This is a genomic window from Alteromonas hispanica (genome assembly GCF_010500915.1).
Lineage (GTDB): Bacteria > Pseudomonadota > Gammaproteobacteria > Enterobacterales > Alteromonadaceae > Alteromonas > Alteromonas hispanica.
This window is the reverse complement of sequence record NZ_JAAAWP010000015.1, coordinates 55,982-67,169: the sequence shown is the minus strand read 5'-3', so window position 1 is coordinate 67,169 and position 11,188 is coordinate 55,982. Positions and strand designations below refer to the sequence as shown.

The window sequence follows — 11,188 nt, the reverse complement described above, 5'->3', positions numbered from 1 at the left end:
TTTAACCTTCATTTGTTTTTGGCGAAAGATCTGATCACCAAACGTCATGAATGTTCCCTTTATTTTTTATCTTACTGAATTTTAGTCATTATTTGTGGGGATACCTCAGGATCTGACCCCCTTTATGCTGTGAAGGCTTTTCTGTCGGTGATGTTGTAGCGTGCGCCTGACGCTAGGATGTGTACTTTTAAGTTGAGCAGGGTTAGCGCGTCGCCGGTTCTGGCTTCCGCCATTGAAGAATATTCAATATTGCTTGGGTCTACTACCGTTACCGCACCACTACCTACAACGGTAAATTCGTTATCTGGGGTGATAAATGCTGCAGTGTCTTCATCTAAACCAACACCAATAAGAAACGGGTTGTAGGATACCGCTGACAACAATCGAGACAAACGATTACGCTGATTAAAGTGCTGATCTAGCACTATGGTATTGATAAGGCCCATGCCTGGCGCAAGATTGACTCCATCTTCAGTTGGTACAATACCCGTGCTGCCGCCAGTGATCATATGCTGGGACACAATAGCAGCGCCCGCTGAAGTGCCGGCATAATGAACGCCTTGCGCATTGAGCTGACGAATGGTTTTTGCGATAGGCGTGCCGCCTAATATGGTAGAAAGCCTAAGCTGATTACCACCTGTTACAAAAATACCCGTACTTTGCTCTAGAATTTTTACGTATTCTTCGTTTTGCGCATCTACACGCTCAGAGATAGGCAAAGAGTGGGCTTTTTTAACGCCTATTTCTTCAAATATCTGCTGATAACGAGTTCCCGTATCATCTAACTGTGACGCCGTGGGTATAATAGTGATTACTGCATCTTTGCCGCCGCAAAGCTCCACAAATTTGGATAAAATTTCTGGGTTATCAATTTTTTCTTCTGCACCACCAATCGGGATAACATATCCACGTTGGGTGCCGTCAATAGTTGGAGAGGGCATAATATTTACTCGAATGTGCCTTTTTTAATTTGCTGTTTATGCTTAACATGACATTGCCCAAGGGCGATAACATGCTCAATTCTATTCTGTTTATCAAAAATAAGGATGTCGGCATCGGCGCCAACGCTGATGTGCCCCTTATTATGAAAATTCATTAGCTGAGCAACATTTTGGGTAAAGAAGGGCAAAAAGCGAGTCACCTCCTCTCCGTTATCAATTAGCTCGTAAAAAACATTAGTCATAGATTGTGAATCAGCAAAATCCATTTTCGCTAAACTACCATCGGGATGAAAATCGGGTAAGCACCCACCGCCGTCTGAGCTGATAGTCAATTTATCTTGCGGTAAATCTTGCTGCATATAGCGCAGCAAGGCGTCTGCAGGGTCGTACCCCACATCTCCTGATTCAAATGCCGTCACATCAACCCAACATCCCTGCTTAGCCAAATCGCACGCTTCATCAAATAAAAACTTTTGACGATTGATATGGGTTGGATTGTAAGTACGTGGAGGTATTTCAGCTTGCGATAACGCTTCGCGTATTAGACCTAAACCTCGCTCTCCGTCACCTAAATGCAGATGAAGCATGCCCGCTTTCCCGCTCATTAAGCGAGCAACGTGGGCTTGAGAAGCTATTTTCAGCAGCTCATTAAGAGTAGGTTGGCTTGAACGATGATCGCTAATTGCCAACTCACCTACCCCCACTACAGGTTCGATGAACACAATATCAGTTTGTACAGAACCGGTAAGCGTTGTGGGAGGCAAATGATACCCCCCCGTATAACAATACGCTGAGAAACCTTCTTCACGTAATGCATAAACCTGAGCAACCAGCGATTCTGTGCTGCGGGTAATATCATCGGTACCAAGCAAACCAACGGCCGTGGTTACCCCTGCCCGAGTAAACTTGCTTAGCGGAACTGGCGGTACTCGTGTTGAAAAGCCAGCCTCACCGCCGCCACCCGTTAAGTGCGTGTGACCATCGATAAAACCAGGCGTTAGCATTCCACCATCAGCGTCTATTTCCTCATGCGGAAGGTCCATGGCGGGCAAAGTTTTACCGATGTAAATGATTTTGCTGCCCGCACACACTAGGTGATTTATACCCAATGCCTTTGGAGCAAACACATTCGCGTTTTTTATAACGGTGATCACTATGGCTAACTCACGTTTGATGATTGTGGCTTTAACAAGGAGGGCATTATATCTGAAGCATGCACTTTAGCTAGCGCAGTTTCTCTTTTTTAACGACAGGGGGTTTCGGTCTCGTCATATGAAATATCACTGATATTTTCAACTTTTAATACGTTGTAACTAAGATGACTTCGGCAAGACGCTATCCTTGTATAAGGCTTAAAAAAGTCTTATAACTCATTGTTTTTAATTAAGTGTCATATAAGTGGCATACGAATGACATATGAATGCCATACCGTTTGGATGCTTTTTTCTTCTCATTTCTTACTATGGCTGTACGTATTAAGGGAACAAGCTTAAGCAGCTTTAATTGCTATGTTTCCTCAGTACGAACTCAGTACGAAAGCGTTTAATTAAAACTCAGCTTTAAACCAGGATTAGGGTTAGGACATGGAAAAAGCACACTCAAAATATAAGAAAGTTAACTACTCACTAAAAGACGGTCTTAATTTTTACTTTGGTGATGAAAATTTAGCAGTGCAGGTAAAGGTGAAGCCGTTAAGCAACGAGCGTATCTTTTTTGTCAATGGTAATGAGATTGCGCGACAGTCGGGTCTCTCAACCTTAAAAAAAACGAGTAACGAAACATTTCGCTATTTAGATAGTAACTTTGAGGTAGAACTTTATGTCGAAAGCTTTATATCAGGGCGAATACGCTGCACGCTTATTAAGGACAGCGCGCATTTTGCAACCCTGAGATTTAATCCTAGAACGTTTGAGGTTGAGCACAAAGGATTAGCCCGTGTTGTAAAAGAATCATTATTGGGCGGACTTGTTGGCGCTGTATCTGGCTATGCACTTGCAACGCTTTTTATTTTGTAGGTGAAACATGGAAGTTAATGCAGCATTTATTAAACAAAAAAGAACAAAAAACGGTTGGACTCAGCAACACTTAGCCGATGCATGTAGCGTGAGTTTAAGAACCATACAACGTGTTGAGCGCTATGGCCAAGCTTCTAATGAAACCGTTGCCAGCCTTTCCTCAGTATTTGAGGTAGAAAGAGCAGAGATTATCGAGTTTTCAGAAGAAACAGATGCCTCTTCGGTTCAGGATAGAAAATTCTTGCTATTGAATACGCATCTCATCGGCTATTTGTGCGGCCTGATAAGCGGTATTGTCATCACTTATTTAGCTCATTCTTGATAATAAATGACAAAAAAGCGCCATAACCGAAAAGGAAAGACCAAACGGACGTAGCGCTTATTAATTTTGAGGCTTGAACTTATTAAGTTCAAGCCTCTTACTCACCTTAAAATCAGCTACCGCCTTCGGCCTGAATAGCTGTTAGGGCAATAGTAAATACAATGTCGTCGACCAATGCACCGCGACTTAAATCGTTAACCGGCTTGCGCATGCCTTGCAACATGGGACCAATACACACTAGGTCGAAACTACGCTGAACTGCTTTATAAGTGGTATTTCCCGTATTTAAATCTGGGAACACAAATACATTCGCTTTACCCGCCACTGGGCTGTTGGGGGCTTTGCTTTTACCTACACTTTCAATGGCGGCTGCATCGTATTGCAATGGGCCGTCAATAAGTAAGTCTGGGCGCATAGATTTGGCAATTTCAGTTGCTTCTCGTACCTTTTCAACATCGCTACCTGCGCCTGACGTGCCGGTGCTGTAGCTGATCATGGCCACTCTCGGTTCAATACCGAACATCTGCGCTGAGGTTGCAGACTGAATGGCGATATCGGCCAACTGCTGGGCATTCGGGTCGGGGTTGATAGCACAATCACCATAAACCAATACTTGATCGGGCAACAGCATGAAAAACACAGAAGAGACTAATGACGCATTTTCTGCGGTTTTAATCAACTGTAACGCGGGTCGAATAGTATTTGCGGTGGTGTTCACCGCTCCAGATACCAATCCGTCTACGTGATCTTGCTGCAACATCATAGTGCCCAAGGTGACATTATCTTGCAGTAACTCATTGGCCACTACATCAGTTACGCCCTTGTGCCCCCTTAGCTGAACAAGCCCCTCAACGTAATCGCCGCGAACATTATCTGGTGAGAGAATTTCAACGCCTTCGCTTAACACCACACCTTGCTGCTCGGCAATACGTCGAATTTCGTTTTCATCACCTAATAGAACAGGTCTTGCTAACCCTCTACTTGCACAAATAGATGCTGCAACAACTGTACGAGGCTCATTCCCCTCGGGCAGCACAATGCGCTTATTCACCTGACGCGCGCGATTAGTCAAATAGTAACGGAATGCTGATGGCGAGAGTTTGCGCTGACGAGAGACTTTATCAGTTAGCGATGTTACCCAGGCGGCATCAAGGCTTTCTGCTGTATGCACCATCACCTTTTCGATACGCTGGCTATCGTCTACCGGCACTTCTTGGTTAAATGCGTGCAGGTTTTGCGCAGTCTGCCAGGTGTTAGTGTTAACTAACATCACAGGCAATCCTGTCTCCATTGCCTGACTGCACAGCGCCATAATATTTTCATCCGGCTCGTAGCCGCCAGTAAGCAGCAAAGCTCCTAACTTAGTGCCGTTTAGCGCGGCAAGACAACAAGATACAAACACATCGCTTCTGTCACCTGATAGCACCAGCAATGCACCAGGCTTTAACGTGTGCGCCATATTGTGAATTTCTCGAGCACAAAAGGTCACGCTACTCAGTCGGCGTTTGTCCATATCGCCTTCGTTTAGTAACGTGGCATTTAAATGCTTTGCCACATCAATCGCTCGCGGAGAGACAAGCTCAGCACTCCAATCAATCATGCCTAAAAGACTGAGACCCTTGTTGAAAATAGGCAGTTCTTTCAGTGCAAGTGATCGCGCTTCGTCGTGTTCAGGCTTATCGATTACGCCAATATCGGCTCGCAATCTACCGTGTTCATCAAAGGGCGCATTCACTTTATTGAAAATACATCCCACCACTTTTTGGCTCTTATGACCGCCATAAGTGTCTACCACTATTTCTAATCTATGATTGATATCAACAGTGTCGTCGTTACCGGGAACCGCCACAAAAACGATATCAGCATCTAATGCGCGACTTATCTCTAAGTTCAATCGCTCTGCGTAGGGGTGATGCCGGGTAGTAACCAGCCCTTCAATAACGGTGACTGCGTCTCGCTCGCTATTGTTCTCGAAGCGTTCAATAATTTCTTCAAGCAACTCGTCGGTATTGTCATTGCCTATCATTCGCTCAACATATTCAAGTTTGAACGGCGATATAGGTGTAACACTGGCATGGTGAGCAATAATTGCCGTTGAGCGTTCTTCGCCGTTGTCTCCGCGACGAGGCTGGGCAACGGGTTTAAAAAAGTTAAGCTTTATACCCTGCTCTTCTATAGCGCGAACAAGGCCCATGCTAACCGTCGTTAACCCTACGCTTGAGCCAACGGGAATTAGCATTATTTTGCGAGACATAATTTCTCCTGCTTTAAAGGCAAATTTCTAAGCGAATGTGGCTGCTTCTGCAGCAATCACCCACTCTTCGTTGGTGGGCACAACAAAAACGGTTTTCGACGATGAAGAAGACGTAATTTCGCCTCCTTTACCGAAACGCGCATCAAGGTTCTTTTGCTCATCTAAGGTGACACCTAGGTGAGCAAAATAATTCATCGTAGTTTCACGTATTAGCGATGAGTTTTCACCTATGCCACCAGTGAAAACAATGGCGTCGAGTGAAGGCGTTGCGATAAGGTAGCTAGCAATGTATTTTGCCAACCTGTAGCAGAAAATTTCGATAGCAAGTAGCGCACCTTCGTGGCCTTTTTCAGCCTCTTCTTCAAGCGTTCTGCAGTCGTTACTCAGTTCTGAAATACCCAAAAGCCCCGATTGTTTGTTGAGTAAATCGTTAATCTCATCGGCTGTTTTACCCAGCTTTTTTTGAAGTGTGCCGGGTAAACTAGGGTCCATATCTCCACATCTTGTGCCCATCACCAAACCTTCAAGAGGCGTGAAACCTAAGCTGGTGTCTACTGCTTTACCTTTTTCAATGGCAGTTACGCTACATCCATTTCCTAGGTGAGCACTAATAATACTGGTTTCTTCTACCGGCTTATCGAGCAATTTAGCGGCACTATCGAGAATGAATTTATGGCTTGTCCCGTGAAAACCGTAGCGACGAATTCCATGTTCTTTGTATAAACGCATGGGTAAAGCATAGATATACGCTTTTTGCGGCATGCTTTGGAAAAACGATGTGTCGAACACGCATACATGGGGTAGATTTGGGTATGCCTTCTGCGCGGTCACTATACCTTTCAAGTTGGCTAAGTTATGCAGCGGCGCCATGCTGGCGTAGTCCTCTACGGCCGTGAGTACCTCGTTATTAACTAACGCAGCCTCTTTAAACTTTTCTCCGCCGTGAACAACGCGGTGCCCCACTGCGATGGGTTTTACGCCAGTATCTTCAATAATTTTTGAAATCGCATTCAGTGCTTCGGTGTGTCCAGCATTGTCAGTTAATGAAAATGAGGTTTTTTCACCGTTTAATTTATACGTTAGGCTGGCATCCGCATTGCCTAAGCTTTCTGCCAAACCAGACAAACCCGCCTTACCGGTAACGGCATCAATAATGGCAAACTTAACAGATGAACTTCCACAATTTAAAACAACAACGTCTTTATTCATAACCTTATTCGTATTTTTCTCAACGCATTTAATCTGCGTGGATTGTAGCATTTATAAACAAGCACGTTGGTTAATGTATTGCTAAATGTTTTTAGCAAAAGTGTCACACAGAAAAACACAAAAAATTTTATCAATTAAAAAATACTAAAATTCATACACTTAAATCACAAGTGAAAAATATTTTTGAAAAGATGTCTTTTTTCTTGAAAAGGTTTTGGCTAATCCCATATATGAATTGTCGGCGCTGAAAGGTCAGGTCGACAACACTGCCGCCGCACGTCGGGGCAACATTTTTAAACATATTGCTTTATTTTGAGGATATGACTATGCGTACTATCGATCTATCTCCACTTTACCGTTCATTCATCGGTTCAGACCATCTTGCTTCTCTTGTAGACGCCGCCGCGCGCTCTGAGAAACAAAGCACCTATCCGCCATACAACATCGAGTTACTCAGCGATGACAAATATCGCGTAACCATGGCAATAGCGGGTTTTAGCAAGGATGATGTCACCATCCAAGTTGAAGAAAATACGTTAACCATTACCGGCAATAAAAAAGTTGAAGGTAAAGAAAATGCTGAGCGTAAATACCTGCATAAAGGTATTTCGGAGCGAAATTTTGAACGTAAATTCCAGCTAGGCGACCATGTAAAAGTATTGGCTGCTGATATGGAAAATGGCCTTCTACATATCGATATGGAGCGAGTCATTCCAGACGCTAAGAAACCACGCACCATTGAAATAGGGTCGCGATTGCTAGAGAACGAACGCTCTCAATAGCAACCTAATATTTGTGTGAGTTTCCCTGTTTTCAACGGCGCCATTTGGCGCCGTTTTTTGTGCTTTTGCACTTGCAGAATTAACAGTTCAGATCGACAACTGATTGAGCATCTGCAACTGGAAAGCAAGCGCCCGATGGTAAAGCGTCAGGTGTATATCGTTCAAGGTCAGGGTCATAAAGTCCTTCTTCCAAAAATGCTACTAAATCATCAATTTCTTCGTCATTAAGCATCAATGGAACAAAACGCTCATCAAGTAAGCCATCCGCCAGCCTTTTTTGAGAGACTCCAGCGTTTTTATACAATACAACCTGCCTAATACTAGTGAAACTTCCTCCGTGACCGAATACATTTGAATCTTTTAAATTGTAAAGCTGTGGCACTTTAAACTTATAATTATCTTCTGCGCGCCCAGTAAACCCGCCTCTTCCCTTTGCATCGTTCTCTGTTACCACACCGGTTATATTTGGGTCTGACGTATCAAGATCAGCAAATCCGATTGCCATAAATACTTCTTGGCTAGTTGCGCCTACTTTTGAACTCAATGCGGGCCCAATATGACAATTTGCACAACCGGCTTTACCAAAAAACAGTAAGCCACCTCTTTTCTCTTGGTCAGTTAGCGCCGCGTCTTCTCCTTGCAACCAGCGCTGAAACGGCGCTTGATTTGCTAGTACGGTTCTCTCGTATGCAGCAATTGCTTTCCCCATATTTTCAAGAATATCATTACCGCTTTCAGGGAACGCAGCCTCATATAAAAGTTGATACTCCATATTTTGCTGAATAAAAGAGTTATCAAAGGTATTCAACCTATGTACTTTTGTACCCGCTATTGCTTGAATTTCTAAACCGGCAAGACCACGCGTATTTTCAGATTTAGGCGTATCTGCAGTAGCCAAAACGTCTTCGGGTAAATCTGCGTTAATTAGTCCACCATCCTGATTACCGAACTGACCATTCCAAAGCATCACCTCTTGAAAAGCGGTGTTTAGTATACTTGGTGATGCGAGGGGCTGAACATCGGGAATGAAACTGGGGTTGTCACTTGATTTATCAAACCCCTCTGCCAATACACGCATTTCACCCGCAATTCCAAACCCAAGACCGCCTTCTCCAATGCCCTGAACGATTCCAGATTTAAAACCAGCACCTACATGGTGACAGCTGGCGCAAGACCATGTATTCGCCAGTTCGGCATGCACTCCTTCAGTGGCAATAGCAGTTTCATGGAAAAGCATCATTCCCAGCTGCACTTTTTCTTGAGTCAAAGTATTGTTTGGATCGGAAGGAATATTCGAGAAGTCTGATGACTGGGGCAATATGAGACCTGCTGCACCACCATCTACTTGTTCATCTAATGTTGTCATGAGTTGCGTAGAGAGTGAACTTTCCACGGGGGACAGTTCTTCCTTGCTGTCCGTACCACAACCGGCTACAAAAGTGGCGCTTGTTACCAACAAAACAATATGAATAAAAGGAGTTAACTTCATGACATAACCTTTACTGCATTCAAAGATTTTTAGAGCATTAGAGCCACGAAGGACAGTGGTGCTAATGGGAAGCACACTTATTAAAATTATTTAACTTAAACATAGTTGCTTGAATCAAAAGCTGCAAGTTAGCAGTTTGAGTTATTTAAATTTTAACTTAACGATTCACCTCCCCGCCTCTCTACAAATTTACTAGCGATAAAGTATGTAAATTTGAGCTCATAAACTGACGAATCGCCTTTTCGCCAATATATTTGTGGGAGCCCCTGACAAAGGAGATTGATTCTTTGAAAGAATTACGAATGTATTAAAAAAATATTTTTGAAAAAATGTCATTTTTTTCTTGAAAAGGTTTTGGCTAATCCCATATATGAATTGTCGGCGCTGAAAGGTCAGGTCGACAACACTGCCGCCGCACGTCGGGGCAACATTTTTAAACATATTGCTTTATTTTGAGGATATGACTATGCGTACTATCGATCTATCTCCACTTTACCGTTCATTCATCGGTTCAGACCATCTTGCTTCTCTTGTAGACGCCGCCGCGCGCTCTGAGAAACAAAGCACCTATCCGCCATACAACATCGAGTTACTCAGCGATGACAAATATCGCGTAACCATGGCAATAGCGGGTTTTAGCAAGGATGATGTCACCATCCAAGTTGAAGAAAATACGTTAACCATTACCGGCAATAAAAAAGTTGAAGGTAAAGAAAATGCTGAGCGTAAATACCTGCATAAAGGTATTTCGGAGCGAAATTTTGAACGTAAATTCCAGCTAGGCGACCATGTAAAAGTATTGGCTGCTGATATGGAAAATGGCCTTCTACATATCGATATGGAGCGAGTCATTCCAGACGCTAAAAAACCACGCACCATTGAAATAGGGTCGCGATTGCTAGAGAACGAACGCTCTCAATAGCAACCTAATATTTGTGTGAGTTTCCCTGTTTTTAACGGCGCCCTTTGGCGCCGTTTTTTGTGTGTTCTTCTAGCCTAAAAAACCCTTCAAGCTCGCAAGCCCAAATGCGTTGCAGCTAGAAGCATCTTTAATGTCTCCAGCAATGATTTTGTTTTTAAAGTCTGTCAGCGACATTTTTATCACTTTAAGATCTTCTTCCTCACGGTCGAGATCTTGCTCTCCCTGGCTCAAGTCGGAAGCCACAAATATATGGTACCCCTGATTGCAGAAGCCATAAGCGAGATATTGAAAACCTACATACTCCATTTTGCCAGCGCGTAAACCTGTTTCTTCTCTTAACTCCCCCGCTGCTAGCTCTAACGGCGACGAGTCTGGCTTATCTTCCCAAGCCCCTTGTGGAAATTCTATTTGCCGCTCGCCAATGGTGTAACGATATTGCTCTACCAAATAAACATGGTCATCTTCGATAGGAATGATAATGGCAAAATCAGGTTTTTCGACAACACCATAGATGCCTTCATTACCGCTTGCTCGTAAAATTTTATCTTCTCTTACGGTTAACCACTTATTCTGATAAACAATTTTACTGTCTAGAGTTTCAATGTCTTTCATACATATCCTTATAAGAGCTAACAAAAACGCCGAGCATGTGCTCGGCGTTTTATATAATGTCCACAACTTGTTGCGTCACAGTCTGTGTCACATCATTTCATCAAATCTTTGCTTGAGTGCATATTGCTTCAAAAGACCGACTTGACGCTCTTTTAGATGTACTCAACTTCAATGATTTCAACTTCAACGCTACCAGCCGGGGTTTGAATAGTAACCGTATCGTCAAGCTCTTTACCAATGAGGCCTCGGGCTATTGGCGAGTTTACCGAGATAAGGTTGTTCTTAATGTCGGCTTCATCGTCGCCCACTATGCGATAAGTTGTCTCTTCTTCAGTGTCGACATTTAAAATAGTCACCGTGGTACCAAAGATAACTTTACCCGTGTTTTCCATTTTCGTGACATCGATAATTTGAGCATTAGATAGCTTACCTTCAATGTCTTGGATACGGCCTTCACAGAAACTTTGTTGCTCTCTGGCAGCATGATACTCAGCGTTTTCTTTCAAATCACCATGTTCACGCGCTTCCGCAATAGACTCGATAATACGAGGACGTGTTTTTGTTTTAAGCTCGTTTAATTCGTCACGGAGCATTTGAGCACCGTGCGCTGTCATTGGATACTGACTCATGAATACAGTCTCG

The 11,188-nt window shown here is 43.5% G+C and carries 11 protein-coding genes; 4 read left to right on the top strand and 7 right to left on the bottom strand.

The genetic code is table 11. The features are described from left to right. Positions 1 to 122: 122 nt before the first annotated feature. Both GTW09_RS16775 and iadA read right to left on the bottom strand, forming a co-directional pair. A complete protein-coding gene (locus GTW09_RS16775; RefSeq protein ID WP_163112791.1) occupies positions 123 to 941 on the bottom strand; it encodes a cyanophycinase in 819 nt (272 codons plus the stop codon). Between the two features lie 5 nt (positions 942 to 946). Next, the gene (gene iadA / locus GTW09_RS16770; RefSeq protein ID WP_163112790.1) at positions 947 to 2,095 is read right to left on the bottom strand and encodes a beta-aspartyl-peptidase; all 1,149 of its coding nucleotides are present in this window, start codon (positions 2,093 to 2,095) and stop codon (positions 947 to 949) included. Positions 2,096 to 2,524: 429 nt separating this feature from the next. On the opposite strand from iadA, the gene GTW09_RS16765 reads away from it, so the two are divergent. Then, on the top strand, positions 2,525 to 2,956 hold the full coding sequence (locus tag GTW09_RS16765; RefSeq protein WP_163112789.1) for a hypothetical protein: 432 nt from the start codon (positions 2,525 to 2,527) through the stop codon (positions 2,954 to 2,956). Positions 2,957 to 2,963: 7 nt separating this feature from the next. Then, positions 2,964 to 3,278: a helix-turn-helix domain-containing protein gene (locus GTW09_RS16760; protein WP_163112788.1), complete on the top strand. Its 315-nt coding sequence runs from the start codon at positions 2,964 to 2,966 to the stop codon at positions 3,276 to 3,278. A 112-nt stretch (positions 3,279 to 3,390) separates the two neighbouring features. Here the strand turns inward: GTW09_RS16760 and pta are convergent, their stop codons facing one another. Both pta and GTW09_RS16750 read right to left on the bottom strand, forming a co-directional pair. Further along, the gene (gene pta, locus GTW09_RS16755; RefSeq protein ID WP_163112787.1) at positions 3,391 to 5,532 is read right to left on the bottom strand and encodes a phosphate acetyltransferase; all 2,142 of its coding nucleotides are present in this window, start codon (positions 5,530 to 5,532) and stop codon (positions 3,391 to 3,393) included. A gap of 27 nt (positions 5,533 to 5,559) precedes the next feature. Next, positions 5,560 to 6,741, bottom strand: a complete 1,182-nt coding sequence (locus GTW09_RS16750) for an acetate kinase (RefSeq protein WP_163112786.1) — start codon at positions 6,739 to 6,741, stop codon at positions 5,560 to 5,562. Between the two features lie 326 nt (positions 6,742 to 7,067). Here GTW09_RS16750 and GTW09_RS16745 point away from each other — a divergent pair, with 326 nt between their 5' ends. Further along, positions 7,068 to 7,523: an Hsp20 family protein gene (locus GTW09_RS16745; RefSeq protein WP_071979353.1), complete on the top strand. Its 456-nt coding sequence runs from the start codon at positions 7,068 to 7,070 to the stop codon at positions 7,521 to 7,523. A gap of 79 nt (positions 7,524 to 7,602) precedes the next feature. On the opposite strand, the gene GTW09_RS16740 is transcribed toward GTW09_RS16745, so the two are convergent. Then, positions 7,603 to 9,012 carry a cytochrome-c peroxidase gene (locus GTW09_RS16740; RefSeq protein WP_163112785.1) on the bottom strand — a complete coding sequence of 470 codons (1,410 nt, stop codon included), beginning with the start codon at positions 9,010 to 9,012 and terminating at the stop codon, positions 7,603 to 7,605. Positions 9,013 to 9,478: 466 nt separating this feature from the next. Here GTW09_RS16740 and GTW09_RS16735 point away from each other — a divergent pair, with 466 nt between their 5' ends. Continuing rightward, positions 9,479 to 9,934: an Hsp20 family protein gene (locus GTW09_RS16735; RefSeq protein ID WP_071979353.1), complete on the top strand. Its 456-nt coding sequence runs from the start codon at positions 9,479 to 9,481 to the stop codon at positions 9,932 to 9,934. Between the two features lie 69 nt (positions 9,935 to 10,003). Here the strand turns inward: GTW09_RS16735 and GTW09_RS16730 are convergent, their stop codons facing one another. Both GTW09_RS16730 and greA read right to left on the bottom strand, forming a co-directional pair. Continuing rightward, on the bottom strand, positions 10,004 to 10,546 hold the full coding sequence (locus tag GTW09_RS16730) for an NUDIX domain-containing protein (protein WP_163112784.1): 543 nt from the start codon (positions 10,544 to 10,546) through the stop codon (positions 10,004 to 10,006). Positions 10,547 to 10,698: 152 nt separating this feature from the next. Further along, positions 10,699 to 11,175 (bottom strand): transcription elongation factor GreA, encoded by a 477-nt coding sequence (gene greA, locus GTW09_RS16725; protein WP_071979355.1) that lies wholly within the window; start codon positions 11,173 to 11,175, stop codon positions 10,699 to 10,701. Between the last annotated feature and the right edge of the window lie 13 nt (positions 11,176 to 11,188).

Excerpts from the sequence above, each read along its gene's own strand:
- GTW09_RS16775 (WP_163112791.1), bottom strand. The coding sequence starts at position 941 with ATGCCCTCTCCAACTATTGACGGCACCCAACGTGGATATGTTATCCCG.
- GTW09_RS16765 (WP_163112789.1), top strand. The coding sequence starts at position 2,525 with ATGGAAAAAGCACACTCAAAATATAAGAAAGTTAACTACTCACTAAAA.
- GTW09_RS16760 (WP_163112788.1), top strand. The coding sequence starts at position 2,964 with ATGGAAGTTAATGCAGCATTTATTAAACAAAAAAGAACAAAAAACGGT.
- pta (WP_163112787.1), bottom strand. The coding sequence starts at position 5,532 with ATGTCTCGCAAAATAATGCTAATTCCCGTTGGCTCAAGCGTAGGGTTA.
- GTW09_RS16750 (WP_163112786.1), bottom strand. The coding sequence starts at position 6,741 with ATGAATAAAGACGTTGTTGTTTTAAATTGTGGAAGTTCATCTGTTAAG.
- GTW09_RS16745 (WP_071979353.1), top strand. The coding sequence starts at position 7,068 with ATGCGTACTATCGATCTATCTCCACTTTACCGTTCATTCATCGGTTCA.
- GTW09_RS16740 (WP_163112785.1), bottom strand. The coding sequence starts at position 9,012 with ATGAAGTTAACTCCTTTTATTCATATTGTTTTGTTGGTAACAAGCGCC.
- GTW09_RS16735 (WP_071979353.1), top strand. The coding sequence starts at position 9,479 with ATGCGTACTATCGATCTATCTCCACTTTACCGTTCATTCATCGGTTCA.
- GTW09_RS16730 (WP_163112784.1), bottom strand. The coding sequence starts at position 10,546 with ATGAAAGACATTGAAACTCTAGACAGTAAAATTGTTTATCAGAATAAG.
- greA (WP_071979355.1), bottom strand. The coding sequence starts at position 11,175 with ATGAGTCAGTATCCAATGACAGCGCACGGTGCTCAAATGCTCCGTGAC.